The sequence below is a fragment of the Aeromonas sp. Lyrl_2 genome (assembly GCF_051948815.1).
Classification (GTDB): domain Bacteria; phylum Pseudomonadota; class Gammaproteobacteria; order Enterobacterales; family Aeromonadaceae; genus Aeromonas; species Aeromonas veronii.
Window position 1 is genome coordinate 198,836 of record NZ_JAYJLJ010000002.1, and the last position, 21,683, is coordinate 220,518.

19 protein-coding genes are annotated in these 21,683 nt (G+C 58.3%); 12 read left to right on the forward strand and 7 right to left on the reverse strand.

The genetic code is table 11. The features are described from left to right. The first annotated feature begins 244 nt into the window (after window positions 1-244). From VF684_RS02650 to VF684_RS02660, 3 genes are all read left to right on the forward strand, one after another. Entirely contained in the window at window positions 245-1,663 is a 1,419-nt protein-coding gene (locus VF684_RS02650; protein ID WP_279459176.1) for an IS66-like element ISAs21 family transposase, read from the forward strand. Window positions 1,664-1,697: 34 nt separating this feature from the next. Beyond that, window positions 1,698-2,036 carry a hypothetical protein gene (locus VF684_RS02655; RefSeq protein WP_440173654.1) on the forward strand — a complete coding sequence of 113 codons (339 nt, stop codon included), beginning with the start codon at window positions 1,698-1,700 and terminating at the stop codon, window positions 2,034-2,036. 224 nt (window positions 2,037-2,260) lie between these two features. Further along, window positions 2,261-2,842 carry a DUF1349 domain-containing protein gene (locus tag VF684_RS02660; protein WP_440173656.1) on the forward strand — a complete coding sequence of 194 codons (582 nt, stop codon included), beginning with the start codon at window positions 2,261-2,263 and terminating at the stop codon, window positions 2,840-2,842. A gap of 80 nt (window positions 2,843-2,922) precedes the next feature. Here VF684_RS02660 and rimO read toward each other — a convergent pair whose 3' ends face one another. Continuing rightward, window positions 2,923-4,251, reverse strand: coding sequence for a 30S ribosomal protein S12 methylthiotransferase RimO (gene rimO, locus VF684_RS02665; RefSeq protein WP_440173658.1), 1,329 nt, complete (start codon window positions 4,249-4,251; stop codon window positions 2,923-2,925). A gap of 292 nt (window positions 4,252-4,543) precedes the next feature. Here rimO and VF684_RS02670 point away from each other — a divergent pair, with 292 nt between their 5' ends. After that, the gene (locus VF684_RS02670) at window positions 4,544-5,668 is read left to right on the forward strand and encodes an HD-GYP domain-containing protein (protein WP_440173660.1); all 1,125 of its coding nucleotides are present in this window, start codon (window positions 4,544-4,546) and stop codon (window positions 5,666-5,668) included. A gap of 165 nt (window positions 5,669-5,833) precedes the next feature. On the opposite strand, the gene VF684_RS02675 is transcribed toward VF684_RS02670, so the two are convergent. From VF684_RS02675 to VF684_RS02700, 6 genes are all read right to left on the reverse strand, one after another. Then, a complete protein-coding gene (locus VF684_RS02675) occupies window positions 5,834-6,019 on the reverse strand; it encodes a hypothetical protein (RefSeq protein ID WP_128836170.1) in 186 nt (61 codons plus the stop codon). A gap of 42 nt (window positions 6,020-6,061) precedes the next feature. Next, window positions 6,062-6,643, reverse strand: a complete 582-nt coding sequence (locus tag VF684_RS02680; RefSeq protein ID WP_440173663.1) for a NifB/NifX family molybdenum-iron cluster-binding protein — start codon at window positions 6,641-6,643, stop codon at window positions 6,062-6,064. Next, window positions 6,640-6,954 (reverse strand): DUF134 domain-containing protein, encoded by a 315-nt coding sequence (locus tag VF684_RS02685; protein ID WP_440173666.1) that lies wholly within the window; start codon window positions 6,952-6,954, stop codon window positions 6,640-6,642. The genes VF684_RS02680 and VF684_RS02685 overlap by 4 nt, the downstream gene beginning before the upstream one ends. A 223-nt stretch (window positions 6,955-7,177) precedes the next feature. Further along, window positions 7,178-8,359, reverse strand: coding sequence for a dicarboxylate/amino acid:cation symporter (locus VF684_RS02690; RefSeq protein WP_005359180.1), 1,182 nt, complete (start codon window positions 8,357-8,359; stop codon window positions 7,178-7,180). Between the two features lie 192 nt (window positions 8,360-8,551). Then, entirely contained in the window at window positions 8,552-9,103 is a 552-nt protein-coding gene (locus VF684_RS02695) for a hypothetical protein (protein ID WP_440173669.1), read from the reverse strand. A 105-nt stretch (window positions 9,104-9,208) separates the two neighbouring features. Next, entirely contained in the window at window positions 9,209-9,847 is a 639-nt protein-coding gene (locus tag VF684_RS02700) for a TetR family transcriptional regulator (RefSeq protein WP_440173672.1), read from the reverse strand. A 140-nt stretch (window positions 9,848-9,987) separates the two neighbouring features. On the opposite strand from VF684_RS02700, the gene VF684_RS02705 reads away from it, so the two are divergent. The 8 genes from VF684_RS02705 to VF684_RS02740 all read left to right on the forward strand — a co-directional run bounded on the left by VF684_RS02705 (window position 9,988) and on the right by VF684_RS02740 (window position 21,671). Beyond that, complete coding sequence (locus tag VF684_RS02705; RefSeq protein WP_139732522.1) at window positions 9,988-11,181, forward strand: efflux RND transporter periplasmic adaptor subunit; 1,194 nt, start codon at window positions 9,988-9,990, stop codon at window positions 11,179-11,181. A 17-nt stretch (window positions 11,182-11,198) separates the two neighbouring features. After that, window positions 11,199-14,348: an efflux RND transporter permease subunit gene (locus VF684_RS02710; RefSeq protein ID WP_440173675.1), complete on the forward strand. Its 3,150-nt coding sequence runs from the start codon at window positions 11,199-11,201 to the stop codon at window positions 14,346-14,348. Window positions 14,349-14,944: 596 nt separating this feature from the next. Further along, window positions 14,945-16,051 (forward strand): dTDP-glucose 4,6-dehydratase, encoded by a 1,107-nt coding sequence (gene rfbB, locus VF684_RS02715; RefSeq protein WP_368176656.1) that lies wholly within the window; start codon window positions 14,945-14,947, stop codon window positions 16,049-16,051. Next, complete coding sequence (gene rfbD, locus VF684_RS02720; RefSeq protein ID WP_368176657.1) at window positions 16,051-16,938, forward strand: dTDP-4-dehydrorhamnose reductase; 888 nt, start codon at window positions 16,051-16,053, stop codon at window positions 16,936-16,938. Before rfbB ends, rfbD begins: the two co-directional genes overlap by 1 nt. Window positions 16,939-17,050: 112 nt before the next feature. Beyond that, on the forward strand, window positions 17,051-17,929 hold the full coding sequence (gene rfbA, locus VF684_RS02725; protein WP_368176658.1) for a glucose-1-phosphate thymidylyltransferase RfbA: 879 nt from the start codon (window positions 17,051-17,053) through the stop codon (window positions 17,927-17,929). A 61-nt stretch (window positions 17,930-17,990) separates the two neighbouring features. Continuing rightward, window positions 17,991-18,539, forward strand: a complete 549-nt coding sequence (gene rfbC / locus VF684_RS02730) for a dTDP-4-dehydrorhamnose 3,5-epimerase (protein WP_368176659.1) — start codon at window positions 17,991-17,993, stop codon at window positions 18,537-18,539. A gap of 277 nt (window positions 18,540-18,816) precedes the next feature. Continuing rightward, complete coding sequence (locus VF684_RS02735) at window positions 18,817-20,472, forward strand: GspE/PulE family protein (RefSeq protein WP_368176660.1); 1,656 nt, start codon at window positions 18,817-18,819, stop codon at window positions 20,470-20,472. Next, window positions 20,472-21,671, forward strand: a complete 1,200-nt coding sequence (locus VF684_RS02740; RefSeq protein ID WP_005338095.1) for a type II secretion system F family protein — start codon at window positions 20,472-20,474, stop codon at window positions 21,669-21,671. Before VF684_RS02735 ends, VF684_RS02740 begins: the two co-directional genes overlap by 1 nt. Window positions 21,672-21,683 lie beyond the last annotated feature (12 nt).

The following is a 21,683-nucleotide window of genomic DNA, read 5'->3' on the forward strand; positions in this document are numbered from 1 at the left end:
AAGCTGGCGAGGCGGGGGATCTGCGGCAACAATCAGCTGTTGCAATCACAGCTATTTGCAACACATCGCCATGCAAATATGACCATGCAAACACATCACCTGATAGAGAGGATATCTCCCATGAAGCGTACCATCCTGTTCGTAACTGTTCACCCAGATGGCATTGACAGGAAAAAGTGAGACGATCATCCCTTGATCCACTGTTGCCCCTTGCCTGATCCCGCCAGCTTGGCACCATCACGTCATGAGCAAACCCATTACGCCACCACCCGGCCTGCCGCTGACCCTCGAGCAAGCCAACGAGCTGATTTACAAGCTGATGGCGCGCATCGCCGAGCTTGAAGACCGCCTCAACCAAAACAGCAATAACTCCTCCAAGCCCCCCTCCACTGATGGCTCGGGGACCCCGCCTGCGCGCAAGCGCCCCGCTTCCGGCAAGGCTCGTGGTGCCCAGCCTGGCCACAAGGGGCAGCGGCGTGAACGTCATCCTGAGGACGACCGACTGACGGCAATACCACACTATCCTGCCCGGCAGTGCGCCTGCTGTGGTGAGCAGGTGGTGTCCCATGACAAGCCCTACCGGGTTCATCAGGTGTTTGACCTGCCCGAGGTCAGCTATGTGGTGACAGAGCATCAGCTGTATCGGGGCACCTGCCGTGGGTGCGTCATCACCAGTGAAGCAGCCCTGCCCGATACGGTGAGCCACAGCCAGATGGGGGCTAATCTGCTGAGCTATATCGCTTTGCAGAGTGGTCAGTTCCACCAGAGCATCAGCAAGATACAGCAGCAGCTCAAGCAGCACTTCGGTTTGAGCTTTAGCCGAGGCGCCATCAGTGAAGCGCAAGGCCGGGTCAGCGCCATGCTCACCCCGACCCACCAAGCCATCAAACAGCAAGTGCAGTCTGCCGCCATCATCCATGCCGATGAAACCCGGCACCAGCGGGGCGGTGAGCGACGCTGGATGTGGCTGGCCCTGAGCAAGGTCGCGGTCTGCTTCATGACGGCGTTTGGCCGCGGTCAGGAGGCAGCGAAGCGGTTGCTGGGCAGTGAGCTTGATGGGGTGCTGGTGACCGACCAGTATGCGGGATACCGCTTCATCGACAGCGCCCAGCGCCAACTGTGCTGGGCGCATGTGCTGCGCAACGTGGCGGCGATTGCCGAGAGTAGCGACGCCGTCAACCAGCCTATCGGAGCCCGGCTGGTACTGCTGGCTGACACGGTGTTCAGAACCCGGCATGGCTATGAACAAGGCTGCTTAAGCCGGGAGCAGTACCAGCGAAGGTTGCAGCGATGTCGGCAAAGCTGGCGAAGGCAGCTGGAGCGGGGCAGTGTACTGTGTTCCAAGCGCTACCGTGGGCGCTGCCAGTTACTGCTCAAGGACGATGAGATGCTATGGCGTTTTATGGAAAACGATGAGATAGCGCTGACCAACAATGAAGCGGAGCGGGCGCTGCGTGGCTATGTGCTGTGGCGCAAGGGAAGCTATGGCGTCTGGTCGCATCGAGGCGAGCAGTTCAGGCAGCGTATCCTATCGTTGGTGGAGACGGCCAAGCGATTGGGCCGCTGCCCGCAGGAGTGGCTGAGGGCAGTTGTCAGGTCCTGCATCGAGAAAACCGACTACCCGTTCCCGGAGGAGTTGGTGCTGTCAACACCGTCCCGGTGAACGGTTACTCCTGTTCGGCCTGCTCTGCGGCAGCGTGCTGCTGGCCAATCCGGTCTTTGCCAACGACGCAGCCCAGTTGCAGTGCGAGGCGCAGGCTGCCGCCAAAAAGCTTAACGGCGCCGCTAAAACCAGCTTTGTCGGCAAGTGTGTGAAAGATGCCGCTGGCGCCGCGACCGGCGAGTGCGAGAAGGCGGCCGCCGACAAGAAGCTGGCCGGTGCGGCCAAGAACAGCTTTATCCAGAAGTGCGTGAAGACGGGCGCGGCAATCGATCCGGCGGCCAAGTGCGAGAAGGCGGCGGCCGACAAGAAGCTGGCTGGCGCGGCCAAGAACAGCTTTGTCCAGAAGTGCGTGAAGGATAGCGCCGCCAAGTAAGGCATTTTCTCATCCGGTGTGTTTGCGGGGGGCCATCAGGCCCCCCGCGCTTTTTGGGAGCACTGATGGCGCAACGCACAAACCTTGTATCGGGACGGCAATAGCGACACTATTGACTCCTTTTATGGATTCCGCAGAGGCGCAGCCATAACCTGCCGTGACCGGACGAGGCGTTGGCGAGCCACATCCGTGCGGGATTACGCGCGATAAGGGAGCAAAGCAGGATGATGGAAGGGCAACAATGGCGCTGGCTCAATGAACCGGCCCGGTGGCACCAGACAGACGATGGTTTACAGGTAGTCACGGACCAGCAGACCGATTTTTGGCGCAGCACCTGGTATGGCTTCGAGCGCCACAGTGGGCATCTCTATGGTTGCGAGGTGGCGGGGGAGTTTACCTTTCAGGTCTGCGTCGAGGGGGAGTTCACCACCCTCTACGATCAGGCGGGGCTGATGCTGTTGCAAGACGAGGCGCACTGGCTGAAAGCGGGGATCGAGTACAACGATGCCCAGCCGATGATCGGCAGCGTGCTGACCAATCCGCGCTCTGACTGGGCCACCGGTATTTTTACCGGCAATCCGCGCCGCTTCTGGCTGCGGCTGACCCGGCTGGCCGATTGCCTGCGTTTGCAATACTCCACCGATGGCAAGGTGTGGCCGCTGCTGCGCCTCGCCCCGTTCCCGCCAAGCGAGCGCTGCTTTATCGGGGTGATGTGCTGCACGCCGGAGCGGCAGGGGCTGGCGGTGCGCTTCTCTGACTTGCGCCTCACGCCGCCCCTTGGCAAGGCGCTCCATGATTTGAGCTAGGCCAGCGGTTTTGCCTGCGACATTCAGCCAATAAAAAAGCGCCCGCAGGCGCTTTTTTCATTTGGCTGGTAAGGCCTCAATTAGCTGATCAGGCTGGCCCACAGGTCATATTCGTCGGATTCGTCGATCCGCACCTTGACCATATCGCCCGGCTTGAGGCCGGTTTCGCCGTTGAGGTAGACCAGACCGTCGATCTCCGGCGCATCGGCGAAGGAGCGGCCAGTGGCACCCTCTTCGTCCACTTCGTCGATGATAACGGTCATCTCCTGACCCACTTTGCGGGCCAGTTTGCGGATGGAGACCTGCTGTTGCAGCTCCATAAAGCGCTGGAAGCGCTCTTCCTGAATCTCTTCCGGCACCGGGTCCGCCAGCTCGTTGGCCAGCGCCCCTTCGACCGGGCTGTATTTGAAGCAGCCGACGCGATCCAGCTCTGCCTTGTCGATAAAGTCCAGCAGCATCTGGAAATCTTCCTCGGTCTCGCCCGGGAAGCCGACGATAAAGGTGGAGCGCAGGGTGATCTGCGGGCAGATTTCGCGCCACTTCTGGATCCGCTCCAGGGTGCGCTCGACGGTACCCGGGCGCTTCATCAGTTTCAGGATGCGCGGGCTGGCGTGCTGCAACGGAATATCGAGGTAGGGCAGCACCTTGCCATCGCGCATCAGCGGGATGACGTCATCTACGTGCGGGTAGGGGTAGACGTAGTGCAGACGCACCCAGATATCGAGCTTGGCCAGCTCTTCGCACAGGGCGACCATGCTGGTCTTGACCGGCATGCCGTCGTAGAAACCGGTGCGGTGTTTCACATCGACGCCGTAGGCGGAGGTGTCCTGGGAGATCACCAGCAGCTCCTTCACGCCCGCCTCTTTCAGGCGCTTGGCTTCTGCCAGCACGTCGCCGATGGGGCGGCTCACCAGATCCCCGCGCATGGAGGGGATGATGCAGAAGGTGCAGCGGTGGTTGCAGCCCTCGGAAATCTTCAGATAGGCGTAGTGGCGCGGGGTCAGCTTGACGCCGTGGGCCGGTACCAGACTGGTGAAGGGGTTGTGCTGCGGCTTCTCCACATATTTGTGGACGTGACCCAGCACCTCTTCATAGGCGTGGGGGCCGGTGATCTCGAGCACCTTGGGGTGGATCTCGCGGATCTGGTTCTCTTTGGCGCCAAGGCAGCCGGTGACGATCACCTTGCCGTTCTCGGCCAGCGCTTCGCCGATCGCTTCCAGTGACTCTTGCACCGCGCTGTCGATAAAGCCGCAGGTGTTGACCACCACCAGCTCCGCATCGTCATAGCTGGGCACCACGTCGTACCCTTCGGTACGCAGCTGGGTCAGGATGCGTTCTGAATCGACCAGGTTTTTGGGGCAACCCAAGGAGACGAATCCTACTTTGGGGGCCTGTTTTGTGTTGGACATCGCTCAATCACTCTTAGGTGGCTCTTCTTTAAGGGCGCGGATTTTACCGGAATGGTTAACCAAAAACTATACAGCCAGCATGGCAGAACCGAACAATATCTCCGACCAGGCAAGATTGGGCCGCACCAGCAGTCGGTGATGGCGTGCACTTGGTGGGGCTATTGCCTCTGCCATGCGGGTTGGTTGTGGGGAAGCTGCTTTGTTGATTTTTCTGTCAATTTTGACGCTGTGGCGGGGAGAGCGTCAAAGGGAGTCACTATACTTCCATCACGGGGTCCCGTTGGAGAAGGCGATGGAAAGTTCATTTGGCGAAAAAATGCAGAGCGTGCATGCCACGCTCAGGCAGCGCTTTGACAAGCTGAGTCGGGTAGCCATCGCGATTTATGACCCGCATACCGATCAGCTCAAGACCTTTGCCCACAGCACAGAGGGGCCCTCGCCACTGGTGCAATATGAGGTGAAGCTGAGCGATGTTCCCTCCCTGAGTTATCTGGCGGAGCACAAGCAGCCCCGGGTGCTCGGAAATCTCGATGCCCTGCGTGGCTCGGCGTCGGAGCACAGCCGCAAGGTGCTGGAGGCGGGTTATGCCTCCAGCTATACCGAGCCGCTGCTGTTCAACAGCAAGCTGTTTGGCTTTCTGTTTTGCGATGCCATGGAGCCGGGATACTTCGAGGAGCCGATCCGCAGCGAGCTGTCGGCCTATGCCCAGGCGCTCTCGGCCATCATTGCGGTGGAGTTTTTCTCCATCCAGACCCTTGGCGGCGCGTTGACCACGGCGCGGGAGTTCAGCCGCTATCGGGATGAGGAGACCGCCAACCATCTGCACCGGATGTCGGCCTACTCCCGGCTGATCGCCAAGACGCTGGCCCCGACTTGCGGGCTGAGCGATGAGGAGGTGGAGTTTATCTACCTCTTCTCCGAGCTGCACGACATCGGCAAGATCGCGGTGCCGGATGCCATTTTGCTCAAGCCGGGCAAGCTGACGCCGGAAGAGTTCGAGATCATGAAGATCCACCCCGGCAAGGGGCGGGAGATGATCAGCCTGATGATCAACGAGTTTGGTCTCGATGGCATTCATCACACCGATATGCTGACCAACATCATCGCCAGCCATCACGAGCGCTTTGACGGCACCGGCTATCCGCTGGGGCTGGCGGGGGAGGCGATCCCGCTGGCGGCCCGCATCGTGACGGTGGCCGATGTGTTTGATGCCCTGACCAGCGAGCGCCCCTACAAGAGGGCATGGCCGTTCGAGACGGCGTTTGCCTATCTGGAGGAGCATGCTGGCAGCCAGTTTGATCCCGCCTGTGTCGCCGCAGCCCTGCACAACAAGGCCGAGTTTTATGCCATCTATCAGCAGTATCAGGATCCGGCCTGCTCTGCGAGCGTGGCGGCCAGCGGCGCCGAGCCGGGTTGAGCGTGTGTGATGAGCTTAAGGGGCAATACGGCGGATCAAGCATGACGAGGAATAAATATAGAGAGGGGGCACCAACAGGTGCCCCCTCTCTTTTATACGTCTTTCTATTAAATGCGCCTTTAGTTTGCCGACCTTCTATCTGCGGCTATGGCGTTTGCGCTCAGGTTACTGTTTGGGCGTCGGCTCGCTGATTTGATAGAGGTGATCCGCGCAAGCGCTGGAGCAGCCACAGGGGCGCACTTCTTTATCTTCCCGCTTCTGGGCAAGCTGGTATTGGCGCCACCAGATGATGGTGCCCATGGCCAGGATCAGCACGAACGAGGCGAGCAGGCTCAACAACCAGATGGACATGATCTCTTCTCCTTGATGGTGATGACATGCACAGCGATGGCATCAGTGATGATGGCAGCAACCACCCTGCTGGTTGGCGCCTTCACTGCCGTGGCAACAAGTATGGCCTTGTCGTGAGCTCTCTGCCTGATTGCCACTACTGGCGCAACAGTGATCGGAGCCACTGTTGCAACCACCATGACAATGGCTATGACTCTGGCCTGCGCCGACGGGCTGGATGGCACGGATCGCAGATTTGCTCTGATGACGGCGAGACGGACGCCCCTGACTGGCCTCGGTGAGAGGTTGCAGATTGGCGGGGGCCAGCAGCGCGGGCAGCGGCAGGCGGGCAGAGCGGCACTGCAGCACCCGGATATTGGCCGCCAGCAGGCGACTTAGCATTCGCTCGCCGATATTGCGCACCACCACCTGACCCACCTGATGATGGGCGAGGGCGTCGAGCAGCGCTTGCTTGCCGTGGCAGCCTTCGGCGACGGCCGGGTTGGTCAGGGTGGCGATGACGCTCCCTTCGGGGTTAAGAATTTGCAGCTGCTCGGCACGGGTAAAGTGGCCAGCCAGCAGCCCCTGACTCAGCATCAGGGCGCTGTTGCTGGGGTTGGTGGTCATGGTTGTGACAGCATTCATGTCGGCTCTTCTCCACTGGTTGGGTGGTCGGGCTCGGCGGGTTGCATCATCAATGCTTTGCCCAGACTCAGACACTCCACCACCTTGTAGCGCCCTTTTTTCAGGATATTAGCCAGGGTCTGGCGGGAAACCCCCATCACCAGCGCGGCCTGCTGCTGCTGCATTCCTTGAAGGTCGACGAGGCGCAGTGCCTCGAACTCGTCAGGGGCCAGCGTGACCTGTTCCAGCTGATGCATGGGGCGGCCGTTGGGTTTGAAGCAGCTGTTGGCGGGGCGGCCACAGATCTGGCGGGCAATTTTGGGTCTTGGCATGGTGGCTCCTAATTGGCATAAGCCATTTATACGCTCATATGTAGCATATGCCAATAATTTTGTCTGATGCAGAGGGTAGCGCCAGTGCTGTTTACGGCAGAGGGGGGTAAAGAGGGGGAGGAGGAATACGTACAAAAGCAGTGAAGGTGGCAGAAACGACGCAGGCCCGAACATGGTTCGGGCCTGCGGTTTTGCAGAGGATGGTCGAGCTATCCCGGCGAGCTTACGCCTGTTCGGCCTCGGCCACTGGAGCTGCGCTCTCGCTACCGTTGGCGAAGCGATCCGCCCACAGGGCAATCACGCCGTCACCGGTGACGTTGCAGGCGGTGCCGAAGCTGTCTTGCGCCAGATAGAGGGCGATCATCAGGGCGATGGAGGCTTCACCGAAACCGAGCATGGAGGTGAGCAGGCCCAGCGCCGACATCACGCCACCACCTGGCGCGCCCGGTGCGGCGATCATGATCACCCCCAGCATCATGATGAAGGGGAGCATGGTCTCGATGCCCGGAATGGCCAGATGCTCGGAGAGGAACATCACCGCGGTGGCACAGGTGACCAGGGTAATGGTGGAGCCACAGAGGTGAATGGTGGCGCACAGGGGCACGGTGAAGTTGGCGATACCGTCGCTCACCCCGTTGTTCTTGCTCGACTGCAGGGCGACCGGAATGGTGGCGGCGCTCGACATGGTCCCCAGCGCGGTGAAGTAGGCGGGCAGCATGTTCTTGATCAGCTGGGCCGGTGAGCGGCCAAGGGCCAGACCGGTACCCACGAACAGCACGGATAGCCAGATCCAGTGCATCAGGATCGCCATCACCAGCACCACGCCGAAGGTTTTCAGGGTAGCGAATACGGTGCCTTCAACCGTCATCTCGACAAAGACGCCAGCGATGTAGAACGGCAGCAGCGGAATGATCACCTTGGCCAGCAGGCGGTCGATGATGTCACGACCCTGATCGGCGACCCGGCGCAGATCGGTGGCCTGGGTGGCGCTGATGCCGATGCCGAACACGAAGGCAGCGGCCAGTGCCGACATCACGCCAAACAGCGGCGGGATCTCCAGATTGACGTAGGAGGCGAGCTTGATAGCCGTGGCCGTGGTGGGCTCGGCGGCGGTGGTGAACTGCGGGATCAGGTGGCTCGCCACGGTAAAGGCGAACAGCCCCGCCAGAATGGTGGAGCAGTAGGAGAGGGCCACGGTTTTGCCCAGCAGCTTGCCGGAGTTTTTCGGCAGGCTGGCGATACCGCTCATGATAAAGAACAGAATGATGAGCGGAATGGTGAAGGTGATCAGCTGACCTATCACTGTCTTGGCCGTAAACAGCACGCGCGCCACCCACTCAGGGGCGTAGAGACCGAGCAAGAGACCGGCAAGGATGCCAGCAATGAGTTTCAGGACAAGTTTCATAAGGAAATCCGGAGTTGGTTGTATTGTCTGTTTTGTTATTAAAATTTGATATTAATCACACTTTTTAACACGTAAGCCGTGTTATGTCTGCCTTTTCTGCGTTAACGCCGAGTTAAATATTGTCGAAAGCCAAGATCGCCGACTAGCTGTCGGCTTGGCGTTGAACGGGAAAATCCGTGATGAATTAGCCCGTTAGGTGGCCTGATGATCGCCACGCAGCAACATGACGTACTGGGTGGCGTTTTGACTTGAGGAATCTGACGTACTGGCTGATACGGCTTCCATCGGCGCCAGTTGCAGCGCTATCCCGGATGTGGTGACCAGCTGCTGTAGCTGAGCTTGAGTTATCTTGCCGCTTGGCGGCAGGGGGAAGCAGATCGGAGCGCCCGCTTTGAGCAGGGTCGCCAACTGTTGCAACAGGGGGACAAGGGTGGCCGCGTTGCCATCAAGCGGGCGGCTTAACCAGATGCCATCGTAAGGGAGCACCGAGTGCATCTTCGCCAGCGGGCAGACCCGCACTGCTTGCCCGGATTGCTGCGAGGCGACTTTGGCGTCAGCCAGCACAGCGTCACAGGCAGTGACCACATACCCTTCTGCACGCAGCCAGCAGAGATCCTCCCCCATACCGCACTGACCATTGAGCAGGTGAGCACCGGGTTTAAGGCGCGCCACAAAGGCAGCCCGAGCGCGGGCGTGCTGGTCGTTAAATGGCCGGGAAGCGGGGATGGCGTCAGAGTGTGGCACAGGGGTTACCTCAAGCAGGGGGCGCACAGGGTAACAAATCGGGGCCAGACTGCCAAAGCGCGCGGTCAGGCCCCGATTTGGATGGGTGAGAGTTGCCGGAGCCGGTTAGCGGTCACAGGCAGGCCCGTGGGGTTGGGCCAGCATGGTGAACATGCTCTCTATCATAAAGGCGGATTCGCCCTGCAGGTCTATCCGCCCCGGAAAGTGGAGCCAGTTGATGATGTAGCCATCCAGAGTGCAGTGGAGCAGGGTGGCGGCGCGCTGCAGGTTGAGGTTGGCGGGCAGTTGCCCCCGCCGTACCGCGTTGGCCAGGGTGGTCTCCAGGTCCCGAAAGAAGTTGGCGGACTGGCTGCGGATATGTTCGCGCAGTGAGATGGCTTCCCCCTCCAGCGATTCGAGATTGAACAGGATGGTGAACATCTGTCGCTGGGCCGGATTGTGAATGAAGCTGTGGAGCACCCCTTCGAAGAAGAGGCGCAGTTGCCCCAGCGGATCCGGCTCATCTGGGTTGAGGCAGGCATCGAGCTGGTGGGCGAGGGGGCTACAGAGCTCCTGCCAGAGCGAAATGAAGAGTTCATCCTTGTTCTTGAAGTGCCAATAGATGGCCCCGCGGGTCAGGTCTGCCGCCTTGGCGATGTCGGTCAGGCTGGTCTTGGCCAAGCCCTGAGAGCAGAACAGATCCAGCGCCGTGCTCATGATGTGGCAGCGGGTTTGCTGCGCCTCTTCTTTGGTTCGTCTGGCCATCGAAATTTGTGCCTCATGCAAGCAAAAAGTCACTTACATACATTTATGAATGTATGTATATTGCCTCATCTTTCGACTATTTACCAACAGGGCCCGTGTGGCCCTGATTGTTCATTGACTGGCAAAGGCTCAGGTGTTTCATGCATAAACATATTCTTGCTCGTTCAGTTGGTCTTGCCTTGCTGGCTACAGGCTTGCTGGCAGGTTGTGGTGACAAGGGGGGCGCACCTCAGGGACAGGGCGGCATGCCCCCTGCGGCGGTCAACGTGGTGACCCTGCAGAGCGGTCCGCTGATGTTGACCACAGAGTTGACCGGTCGCAGTGCCCCGTTGCGGGTGGCCGAAGTGCGTCCGCAGGTGAGCGGCATCATCCTCAAGCGCCTCTTTACCGAGGGGAGCGATGTGAAGGCGGGCGATCTGCTCTATCAGATCGATCCGGCTGTCTATCAGGCGGCGGTTGCCAGCGCCAAGGCCAATCTGGCCAAGGCCGAGGCTAACGAGCAGAGTGCCCGCCTCAAGGCGCAGCGCTATCAGGAACTGCTCAAGGTCAAATCCATCAGCCGTCAGGACTATGACGACGCCGACGCCAGCTGGAAGCAGGCCAAGGCGGAGATCATGGCAAGCAAGGCGGCTTTGCGCACTGCCGAGATCAATCTCGGTTACACCCGCATCACCGCCCCCATCAGCGGCCGCATCGGTAAATCTGCGGTGACCGAGGGGGCGCTGGTGACTGCCCAGCAGGCTGACAGCCTGACCGCCATCCAGCAGCTCGATCCCATGTATGTGGATGTGCGTCAGTCCACCGCCGATCTGCTGCGCCTCAAGCGACTGGTCGCCGAGGGCAAGCTGACCCAGGACGAACAGAAAGGGGCCAAGGTGACCTTCCAGCTGGAAGATGGCTCCACTTATGGCGAAGAGGGCTCGTTGCAGTTCTCTGATGTGACCGTGGATGAGACCTCCGGCATGGTGACCCTGCGGGTAATTGTGCCCAACCCTCACCAGCTGCTGCTACCCGGCATGTTTATGCGCGCCACCCTGCAAGAGGGTGAGCGGGCACAAGGGCTGCTGGTGCCGCAAACAGCGGTGACTCGCACCCCCAACGGCGGCGCCACCGTGATGGTGGTGACCGCTGACAACAAGGTGGAGCTGCGCAACGTGCAGCTGAGCCGCGTCGTTGGCAGCAACTGGGTGGTGGAGTCAGGACTCACCTCCGGCGAGCGGGTGATCGTGGCTGGCTTGCAGAAAGTACGACCGGGCGCCGTGGTCAATCCCGCCGAGCAGGGTGCTGATGCACCGTCTGCTCAAGCCGCGTCCAGCACCCCGGCCAACAAGTAGGATGGAGTAGTCGCCTCATGGCTCGATTTTTTATAGACAGACCCATTTTTGCCTGGGTGATCGCGCTGGTGATCATGCTGGCGGGCAGCCTGGCCATCATCAAATTGCCGGTCGCCCAGTATCCGAGCATTGCGCCGCCCGCGGTCGGTATTTCCGCCAGCTATCCGGGCGCATCTGCCAAAACGGTGGAAGACTCGGTGACCCAGATCATCGAACAGAACATGACCGGGCTGGATCACCTGCTCTACATGTCCTCTCAGTCTGACTCCGCGGGGCGGGTGTCGGTGACCCTCACCTTCCAGCCGGGGACCGATCCCGATATTGCCCAGGTGCAGGTGCAGAACAAGCTGCAGCAGGCGATGTCGCTGCTGCCGCAAGAGGTGCAGCAGCAGGGCATTCGGGTACAGAAGACCTCCAGCAGCTTCCTGATGGTCGCGGCGTTCATCTCCAGCGATGGCTCGATGAACAACGACGATCTGGCGGACTATGTGGTCTCCAATATCAAGGAGCCCCTGAGCCGTCTGGACGGGGTAGGGGATATCACCTTGTTCGGTAGCCAGTATTCCATGCGGGTGTGGCTCGATCCCAACAAACTCAACCGGGTGCAGATGACCCCGGGGGATGTGCAGGCGGCCATCAAGGCGCAGAACGCCCAGGTGGCCTTCGGCAAGCTGGGCGGCACCCCGTCGGTAGAAGATCAGCAGTTCACCGCCACCATCATGGGGCAGACCCGTCTCTCTACCGTGGATCAGTTCAACGACATCCTGCTGCGGGTGAATCAGGATGGCTCCAAGGTACGGCTGAAAGATGTGGCCCGGGTCGAGCTGGCGGGCGAAAGCTATGACGCCGATGCGCTCTACAACGGCCAGTCCACCGCCGCGGTCGCCATCAAGCTGGCGACCGGCGCCAATGCGTTGGATACCGCCGAGAAGGTGCGTGCCAAGCTCAATGAGCTGTCGGATTACTTCCCGGCCAACATGGAGATCGTCTACCCCTACGACACCACGCCGTTTGTGAAGATCTCCATCGAGGAGGTGGTGCAGACCCTGATCGAGGCGATCTTCCTGGTGTTCTGCGTCATGTATCTGTTCCTGCAGAACTTCCGCGCCACCCTGATCCCGACCATTGCGGTGCCTGTGGTGCTGCTCGGTACCTTCGGGGTGATGGCGGCGTTCGGCTTCTCCATCAACACTCTCACCATGTTCGGTATGGTGCTGGCCATCGGCCTGCTGGTGGATGACGCCATCGTGGTGGTGGAGAACGTGGAGCGGCTGATGAGCGAGGAGGATCTCTCCCCGCTGGAAGCGACCCGCAAGTCGATGACCCAGATCACCGGCGCGCTGGTGGGGATCGCCCTGGTGCTCTCCGCCGTGTTCGTGCCGATGGCGTTTTTCGGCGGCTCGACCGGCGCCATCTATCGCCAATTCTCGCTGACCATCGTCTCGGCCATGGTGCTGTCGGTGCTGGTAGCGTTGATCCTGACCCCGGCCCTTTGTGCCACCCTGCTCAAGCCGATGAAACATGGCGAGTTTGGTGCCAAGCGCGGCTTCTTTGGCTGGTTCAACCGCGCATTTGATGCGGGTACCAACCGCTATCAGAGCGGCGTGCGCAAGGTGATCAAACAGGGCGTGCGCTACAGCCTGATCTACGGCGCCATGCTGGCGGTGCTGGCTGTGCTCTTTATGCGGATGCCCACCTCCTTCCTGCCGGAAGAGGATCAGGGGGTCATCATGTCCATGGTCCAACTGCCGGTGGGGGCGACCAAGCAGCGCACCGAGGTGGTGCTGGCGGACATGCGCGACTACTTCCTGAAAAACGAGAAGGATAACGTCGATTCTGTGCTGACCGTGTCTGGCTTCAGCTTCGCCGGTAGTGGCCAGAACGCGGGGATGGCCTTTATCAAGCTCAAGGACTGGAGCGAGCGCAAGAGCCCGGATCGCAGCGCCAATGCCATTATCGGTCGCGCCATGGGCTATCTGTTCAGCATCAAGGAGGCGCAAGTGTTCGCCTTCAACCTGCCTCCGATCCCGGAGCTGGGGACGGCGACCGGTTTTGACTTCTTCCTGCAGGATCGCGGCGGTATCGGTCACGACAAGCTGATGGCGGCGCGTAACCAGCTGCTCGGTATGGCGGCGCAGGATCCCACCCTGGTGCGGGTACGCCCGAACGGGATGGAAGATACGCCGCAACTCGACATCAAGATTGACTACGAGAAGGCGCTGGCGCAGGGGCTCTCCATCGCGGATATCAACAACACCCTGGCTACCGCTTGGGGCTCGTCCTACGTCAATGATTTCGTTGACCGTGGCCGGATCAAGAAGGTCTACATGCAGGCAGATGCCCCCTTCCGGATGAACCCGGAAGATCTGAAGCTCTGGTATGTGCGCAACAGTGCTGGTCAGATGGTGCCCTTCTCCGCTTTTGCCAGCACCGAGTGGAGCTTCGGCTCGCCCCGTCTGGAGCGCTACAACGGCGTGCCGGCGATGGAGATCGTCGGTGAGGCGGCGCCCGGCAAGAGTACCGGTGATGCGATGGCCGCCATCGAGCAGATGGTGAAACAGCTGCCGGAAGGGGTAGGCATCGAGTGGACCGGGCTCTCCTTCCAGGAGCGTCAGGCCGGTTCACAGGCACCCGCGCTCTACGCCATCTCCTTGCTGGTGGTGTTCCTCTGTCTGGCGGCCCTCTACGAGAGTTGGAGCATTCCGTTCTCGGTGATGCTGGTAGTACCGCTCGGGGTTCTGGGGGCCATTGTGGCTGCCACCCTTCGCGGGCTGGAGAACGACGTCTACTTCCAGGTTGGTCTGCTCACCACCATCGGCTTGTCGGCGAAAAACGCGATTTTGATCGTGGAATTTGCCAAAGAGCTCTACGACAAAGGGATGGGCTTGAGTGAGGCTGTGGTGGAGGCGGCACGCCTGCGTCTGCGTCCGATCCTGATGACCTCGCTCGCCTTTATCCTCGGGGTGCTACCGCTGGTAATCAGCTCCGGCGCCGGTGCCAGCAGCCGTAACGCCATCGGTACCGGCGTGATGGGGGGGATGATCAGTGCCACCGTGCTGGCCATCTTCTTCGTGCCGATCTTCTTTGTGCTGGTGATGCGCTACTTCACCAGCCACCAGAGCAAAGAGGCGCGCATGGCTGCAGCAGTTGAGTCAAAAGGTGACTGATGGCATGCAGGTTTAGCTAATTTGAACAGAGTTCAATAAATCGCCAGTCTGCTTTGGTCTGGCTGACAATCAAGCAGGGCAACCCCATGGGTTGCCCTGTTTTTTTACTGAAATTGACACTCAGTGCGCTTCACGAGGTGTTTAAAGAAACAGCAACCGGTGCAGTGTGGCTGTGATCAGCCTCGTGTTCAGCCTCAAGTTACCCCCTCTATGGGGTAGTTTTAGCTGTTCATTTTGGGGGGATACGAGATAGAATTCGACGATAAAATCGGGTCTATATGATGAGTTATGTCAGGACAATGCTTTGATTGCGTACTGTGATATTCATTGCCAAAAACATATATAGAGCTGGAGGACATGATGGCCAACAGCGTGAGCAATGTGGTGAAAAGCAGCGAACTGGGGGCTGTAACCCAGTGCGGTAGCCATACTCCTTATCAATGGTTGTGTGAATTTTGAATGCCTTTATATGTGTATGTGTGCCATTATTGCCCACATTCACGCTTTCTCATTAAGCTCCAAGTCATATTATCCCCTGATTAGCTAGTTCTATCCGATTTAACTGAACTCCAACTTCTCGTAAGAGCATAATTAATATGAAAATTCTCGTTACCGGTGGCGCAGGCTTTATCGGCTCTGCCGTTGTGCGCCATATCATCCGTGATACTCAGGATGCCGTTATCAATCTCGATAAACTCACCTATGCCGGCAATCTGGAATCCCTAGCAGATGTATCGTCAAGCGAGCGTTATGTCTTTGAGCAGGTGGATATCTGCAATCGCGCCGAGCTGGATCGGGTGTTTGCCCAGCACCAACCGGATGCGGTGATGCACTTGGCTGCCGAGAGTCATGTTGACCGCTCCATCACTGGCCCAGCCGACTTTATCGAGACCAATATCGTTGGCACCTATATGTTGCTGGAAGCGGCCCGCGCTTACTGGAACGGTCTGGATGAGGTGCGCAAGGCGGCCTTCCGCTTCCACCATATCTCCACCGATGAGGTGTATGGGGATCTGCCCCATCCGGATGAAGTAGCCGCCGGTGAGCCATTGCCGCTCTTTACCGAGACCACCCCCTACGCCCCCAGCAGCCCCTATTCGGCCTCCAAGGCCTCTAGCGACCATCTGGTGCGCGCTTGGCGCCGCACCTATGGCCTGCCCACCATAGTCACCAACTGCTCCAACAACTACGGCCCGTACCACTTCCCCGAGAAGCTGATCCCGCTGGTTATTCTTAACGCGCTGGATGGTAAGCCGTTACCTGTCTATGGCAAGGGCGACCAGATCCGTGACTGGCTCTACGTGGAAGACCACGCGCGCGCGCTCTATAAGGTGGTGACCACGGGCTTGGTGGGGGAGACCTACAACATCGGCGGTCATAACGAGAAGCAGAATCTGGAGGTGGTACACACCATCTGCGATCTGCTGGACGAGATGGTGCCGAAGGCGGGCTCTTACCGCGATCAAATCACCTATGTAGCGGATCGTCCCGGTCACGATCGTCGCTATGCCATCGATGCGAGCAAGATGAGCAGTGAGCTTGCTTGGCAACCGCAAGAAACGTTCGAGTCTGGCATTCGCAAAACCGTGCAGTGGTATCTGGATAACCAGCAGTGGGTCAGCAACGTCAAGAGCGGCGCCTACCAATCCTGGATTGAGCAGCACTATTCCGCGATTGAACAGAACGATGGGGAGCATGCCTGATGCATATTCTGCTGTTTGGCAAAAACGGCCAGGTAGGCTGGGAGCTGCTGCGCGCACTGGCGCCGCTGGGGCGCATCACTGCCGTTGATTTTGACTCCACCGACTATTGCGGCGATTTCAGCAACCCGGCAGGGGTGGCAGAAACGGTACGTCTGGTCAAGCCGGATGTGATTGTCAACGCAGCGGCCCATACCGCAGTGGATAAAGCAGAGAGCGAGCGTGAGTTTGCCGAGCTGCTCAACGCAACCAGCGTGGCCGCTATCGCCAAAGAAGCGGAAGCATTGGGTGCCTGGCTGGTGCATTACTCCACCGACTATGTGTTTGATGGCAGCGGTGAGCGCCCCTGGGTGGAAACCGATGCGACCGCCCCGCTCAACGTCTACGGCGAAACCAAGCTGGCAGGGGAACAGGGGGCGGCTCTCTGCGCTCGTCACCTGATCTTCCGCACCAGCTGGGTCTACGCCGCCCGCGGCGCCAACTTTGCCAAGACCATGCTGCGCTTTGGCAAAGAGCGTAGCGAGATGTCAGTGATCAATGACCAGTTCGGCGCTCCGACCGGGGCCGAGTTGCTGGCCGATTGCACCGCCCATGCGATCCGCGTGGCGCAGTGCAAACCCGAGGTCGCCGGGCTGTACCATCTGATTGCCTCCGGTACCACCACCTGGTTTGACTACGCCCAGCTGGTGTTTGCCAAAGCCAGAGAGGCTGGCGTTGAACTGGCGGTGACACAACTGAATGCAGTTCCGACCAGCGCCTTCCCGACTCCGGCCAAACGCCCCCATAACTCCCGCCTTGATACCGGCAAATTCCAGCGCACCTTTGATCTGGTGCTGCCGGAGTGGACAGTCGGTGTGGAGCGGATGTTGACCGAGATCCTGGGCAAATAAATCACTGGTCAGGGATGTGTTGAACGCCTCCCTGGCTGACAGGGATAAAACAGGAAGGTGTGGCCGCAAGCCACCCTTTTCTTTTGCAATTTAAAAATAAGAAACAAGCATCATGACCAAACGTAAAGGCATCATTCTGGCTGGTGGCTCAGGCACCCGTCTCTATCCGGTCACCATGGCGGTGAGCAAGCAGCTGCTGCCCATCTATGACAAGCCGATGATCTACTATCCGCTTAGTACCCTGATGCTGGCCGGTATTCGCGATATTTTGATCATCAGTACGCCGCAAGATACCCCCCGTTTTGAACAACTGCTGGGTGATGGCAGCCAGTGGGGCCTGAATTTGCAGTACAAGGTGCAGCCAAGCCCGGACGGGTTGGCACAAGCCTTTATTCTGGGTGAGGAGTTTATCGGTTCAGACGCCTGTGCGCTGGTGCTGGGGGACAACATCTTCTACGGCCACGACCTGCAGAAACAGTTGGCGGCGGCAGCGGCCAAAGAGAGCGGTGCTACCGTCTTTGCCTACCATGTGCATGACCCCGAGCGTTATGGGGTGGTGGAATTTGATAAAGAGGGTACCGCTATCTCTCTGGAGGAGAAGCCACTGGAGCCCAAGAGCAACTATGCGGTGACCGGCCTCTATTTCTATGACAACAGCGTGGTGGAGATCGCCAAGAGTCTGAAGCCGTCGCCCCGTGGTGAACTGGAGATCACCGATGTGAACCGTATCTATCTGGAGCAAGGTAATCTGTCGGTGGCCATGATGGGCCGTGGTTATGCCTGGCTTGATACCGGTACCCATGAAAGCATGATAGAAGCGAGCAACTTTATTCAGACCATCGAGACGCGCCAGGGGTTGAAAGTGGCGTGTCCGGAAGAGATTGCCTATCGCCAGAAATTCATTACTGCGGAGCAGGTTCGTGAACTTGCTCTGCCGCTGGCAAAGAATGCCTATGGCCAATATTTGTTAAGAATGGTTGCCAAAGTCTGATGTGATATAGGGGGAGGGAAGATGCTCCCCCATAGAAATTGAATCAAATGTGGATAGACAGATGAATGTAATCAAGACAGCGATTCCTGACGTACTTATTTTTGAACCGAAAGTATTTGGTGATGAGCGTGGTTTTTTCTTTGAGAGTTTCAACCACAAGTTATTTGAAGAGACCGTCGGATATCAGGTTAACTTTGTGCAGGATAATCACTCCAAATCGTCGAAAGGGGTATTGCGTGGCTTGCATTATCAATTGTCTCCCCATGCCCAGGGCAAGCTGGTGCGTTGTGTGGTGGGTGAAGTGTTTGATGTGGCGGTAGATATCCGCAAAAGCTCGCCGACCTTCGGGCAGTGGGTTGGGGTTCACCTGTCAGGTGAAAACAAGCGACAGTTGTGGATCCCGGAAGGGTTGGCCCATGGTTTTCTCACCTTGAGTGAACACGCAGAGTTTATCTACAAGACTACCAATTACTATCAACCCGCCGCTGAACGCAGCATCGTGTGGAACGATGCCACCTTGGCTATTGTGTGGCCTGAGATGATAACCTCTCCAACCTTGTCGCCCAAAGATGCGCTTGCTGCAGCGTTCAATGACGCAGAGCACTGCTGATAATTGTGCTCTTCAAATTCTCTCTTGAACACAAATCGCTTATTCTTAATTTGGTGATCAAATAAGGCGCTTGCTTGTTATATGGAAAGCAGATTAAAGAATGTTAGGTTAAGCCATTTTGGCGAATATAATAAAAAATATATATTCAATCTGTTAAGTTTTTTAATCCATGTCTATCACTTGCTTAGAATGATTTGGATTCAAAAGAGTTTATTGTGCATGATGAGTGCTGTAATAGATCCGAGGTCGGATTTGCCGATGTTTTGTAGGACGTATCATGAAGATTGGTGAGAGACTGATCGCCAAAAGAGCGATTGGGCGCGAAGACTTAGAGCGAGCCTTGGAGGTACAACGTCAGGCCGGCGGACGCCTGGGCTCCATCCTGGTCAGGATGGGGGCTGTCTCTGAAGATGCGGTATTGCGATCGCTGTCAGAGCAGTTGGGCTATCCCTGTGTCGAGCCTGCTCACATGCCTGCTCCCTTGGATATCTATAAATGCCTGCTGCCTCTGCCGGTCAGGTTGGAGTGGTGGCTCGATAACGATGCTCTGTTGTGGGAGGTGGACGGTCAGCTGCAGTTGGTTGCAAAAGACCCGCTAGAGACGCAGCTGCAGGATCTCATTGCCTACCTGTTTGCGGGGCGCCCGGTGCAGTACTGGCTGGCTCGAACCCAGGACATCGACACACTGGTGGACCAAGTCAGGCGTGAGAGTGCCGTCACCGACCTGTTCAGTAACAGCGAGCATTCGCTACAGGCGTTGATCGAAGAGGCTCCGGTCGTGGAGCTGGTCAATAACTTGCTGGCACAAGCTGTCGACAGTGGTGCGTCAGACATTCATGTGGAACCCGAAGAGCTTCGTTTCACGGTACGCATGCGGGTAGATGGTGTGCTTCACACTCATATGGTGCAACCGGCAGAGCGTTACCCGGCGATAGGGTCACGGATCAAGCTGATTGCCGGATTGGATATTGCCGAGAAGCGCTTGCCACAGGATGGCCGTATCACCTTGCGCCTTAGTGGTCAGGATATGGATATCCGTGTCTCGACGGCACCGGGTGTTCATGGTGAGTCGATCGTGATGCGTCTGCTGCCCAAGAACAGGGGAACGTTGTCGCTGGAAAAACTCGGGTTTGAGCCTGACCATCTCAGTTTGCTGCACAGCTGGTTGGCGTGTCCCAATGGGATCGTGTTGGTCACAGGCCCGACGGGCTCCGGTAAATCCACCACGCTCTATGCCGCGCTCGAAGCCATGCGCGATGGCAGCAACAAGATCATCACGGTAGAAGATCCTGTTGAGTATCAAGTCTCGGGTGTGACCCAGATCCAGGCGCACAACGAGATTGGTTACACCTTTTCCCGTGCACTGCGTGCCATCTTGCGTCAAGACCCCGACACCATCATGATCGGTGAGATCCGGGACTTGGATACGGCGCAGATAGCCATTCAGTCAGCCCTTACCGGTCACTTGGTGCTCTCAACGTTGCACACCAACGATGCCGCCTCAGCTTTTACCCGCCTAGTTGACATGGGGCTTGAGCCCTTCCTGGTGGCGGCGTCGGTCCGCGGTGTTCAGGCACAGAGGTTGGTTCGTCGCCTCTGTGAGCAGTGTGCCGTTGATGACGACCATCCGCTCTTGCCACAAGGGTGGTCAATCAGCCAACCAGCGTTTGCTGCCGCTAATTGGAAGAAAGCGATGGGATGCTCGCACTGTCATCATACTGGTTATCGTGGGCGATTGGGGATTTATGAGCTTGTTGCCCTAGATGGTGCATTGCAACAGCTGGTCAATCGACAAGCTCCCCTTCAGGAGATCAAGTCGCTGATCCGGCAACAAGGCCAGCGGACACTGTTTGAAGATGGCCTGATCAAGGCCAGCAGGGGATTAACCAGTATTGAAGAGGTGATGCGGGTCGCCTATGTGGAACATGACTGATGATTTTTCAATATGAAGGCGTAGACGCGCAGGGTAACAGTCTGAAGGGAGAGCTGGAGGCAGTCCATCATCATGCTGCATTACGCCAGCTCAGGGACAAGGGGATCATCGTCATTGAGCTAACTGAACAGGCGGTAGTGGCTCGTGCTCCCTGGTTTACTCCGCGCTTGACCCGTGCCCAGTTGCTGCAGGCACTACATGAGTTGACCACCCTGATCATTTCCGGGGTGACGCTCTCAGAGGGAATCGATGCCCTGATTGAGGGGGGACACCATCCTCAAATTGAGCAGGCATTTCGCACCATGGGCAGGGCTTTACAGCAGGGGGAGAGTTTTTCCGCAGCTCTTGCCCAAAGCAAGTTACCGCTTCCCGACTACCTGTTTCATCTGGTGAGAGCGGGTGAGGCCACCGGTGAGTTGGGTGAGGCGCTCAGTCGCGCTTTGGAGAAAATGCAGTTTGATCAACGAACCGGCAATGAACTGCGCAATGCTTTGACCTATCCCATCGTATTGGTGCTCGCAGGTTTGTCTGCGGTTGTGCTGATGTTTGCCGTGGTGGTGCCTAAATTCACCGGTATGTTGGGCCACGGTAAGGTGACGTTGCCCTGGTTGGCCGAAATGGTGCTCTCGACAGGGGAGTGGTTTAACGCCAACTGGGATCTGCTGCTTATAGCACTCATCCTCTGTATCGCTGGCATGGCCCTGGCGCTGCGCTCGCGCGATGTGCGGCAGCGTCTGCTCAACGGTGTGTCACGCCTGCCAGTAGTGGGGGAATGGCTCTACCAGAGCGATGTTGCCAGCTGGTCTTACACCCTGGCAGCCATGCTGGGATCCCGGGTCGAGTTACTACAGGCGCTAGAGCTATCGCGCGGCTCTTTTCGCATTCCGTTTCGTCAGCGCGGGATGGGAGAGGTGATCCGTCTGGTGCGCTCGGGCAAGAGCCTGTCGGACTCTCTTGCCGAGACGCGATTGATCGCTCGCTCCGGGGTCAATCTGGTGCGGGTCGGCGAGAAGAGTGGCCGCCTTGCCGAGATGTTCTCTTCGCTGGCCGCCATGTATGAAGAGAACAGTAAGAACCGCGTCAAGAAGGTGCTTGCGTTGATCGAACCCCTTGCCATTCTGCTGATTGGCTCTATCATCGGCGTCATTATTCTTGGCATCATCCTGGCCATCACCAGTGTGAACGAAATGGCCGTATAGTAACTCTGAGGA

What these genes read in the sequence shown, in the direction of transcription:
- VF684_RS02650 (WP_279459176.1), top strand. Translation starts at nt 245, where the DNA reads ATGAGCAAACCCATTACGCCACCACCCGGCCTGCCGCTGACCCTCGAG.
- VF684_RS02660 (WP_440173656.1), top strand. Translation starts at nt 2,261, where the DNA reads ATGATGGAAGGGCAACAATGGCGCTGGCTCAATGAACCGGCCCGGTGG.
- rimO (WP_440173658.1), bottom strand. Translation starts at nt 4,251, where the DNA reads ATGTCCAACACAAAACAGGCCCCCAAAGTAGGATTCGTCTCCTTGGGT.
- VF684_RS02670 (WP_440173660.1), top strand. Translation starts at nt 4,544, where the DNA reads ATGGAAAGTTCATTTGGCGAAAAAATGCAGAGCGTGCATGCCACGCTC.
- VF684_RS02675 (WP_128836170.1), bottom strand. Translation starts at nt 6,019, where the DNA reads ATGTCCATCTGGTTGTTGAGCCTGCTCGCCTCGTTCGTGCTGATCCTG.
- VF684_RS02680 (WP_440173663.1), bottom strand. Translation starts at nt 6,643, where the DNA reads ATGAATGCTGTCACAACCATGACCACCAACCCCAGCAACAGCGCCCTG.
- VF684_RS02685 (WP_440173666.1), bottom strand. Translation starts at nt 6,954, where the DNA reads ATGCCAAGACCCAAAATTGCCCGCCAGATCTGTGGCCGCCCCGCCAAC.
- VF684_RS02690 (WP_005359180.1), bottom strand. Translation starts at nt 8,359, where the DNA reads ATGAAACTTGTCCTGAAACTCATTGCTGGCATCCTTGCCGGTCTCTTG.
- VF684_RS02700 (WP_440173672.1), bottom strand. Translation starts at nt 9,847, where the DNA reads ATGGCCAGACGAACCAAAGAAGAGGCGCAGCAAACCCGCTGCCACATC.
- VF684_RS02705 (WP_139732522.1), top strand. Translation starts at nt 9,988, where the DNA reads ATGCATAAACATATTCTTGCTCGTTCAGTTGGTCTTGCCTTGCTGGCT.
- VF684_RS02710 (WP_440173675.1), top strand. Translation starts at nt 11,199, where the DNA reads ATGGCTCGATTTTTTATAGACAGACCCATTTTTGCCTGGGTGATCGCG.
- rfbB (WP_368176656.1), top strand. Translation starts at nt 14,945, where the DNA reads ATGAAAATTCTCGTTACCGGTGGCGCAGGCTTTATCGGCTCTGCCGTT.
- rfbD (WP_368176657.1), top strand. Translation starts at nt 16,051, where the DNA reads ATGCATATTCTGCTGTTTGGCAAAAACGGCCAGGTAGGCTGGGAGCTG.
- rfbA (WP_368176658.1), top strand. Translation starts at nt 17,051, where the DNA reads ATGACCAAACGTAAAGGCATCATTCTGGCTGGTGGCTCAGGCACCCGT.
- rfbC (WP_368176659.1), top strand. Translation starts at nt 17,991, where the DNA reads ATGAATGTAATCAAGACAGCGATTCCTGACGTACTTATTTTTGAACCG.
- VF684_RS02735 (WP_368176660.1), top strand. Translation starts at nt 18,817, where the DNA reads ATGAAGATTGGTGAGAGACTGATCGCCAAAAGAGCGATTGGGCGCGAA.
- VF684_RS02740 (WP_005338095.1), top strand. Translation starts at nt 20,472, where the DNA reads ATGATTTTTCAATATGAAGGCGTAGACGCGCAGGGTAACAGTCTGAAG.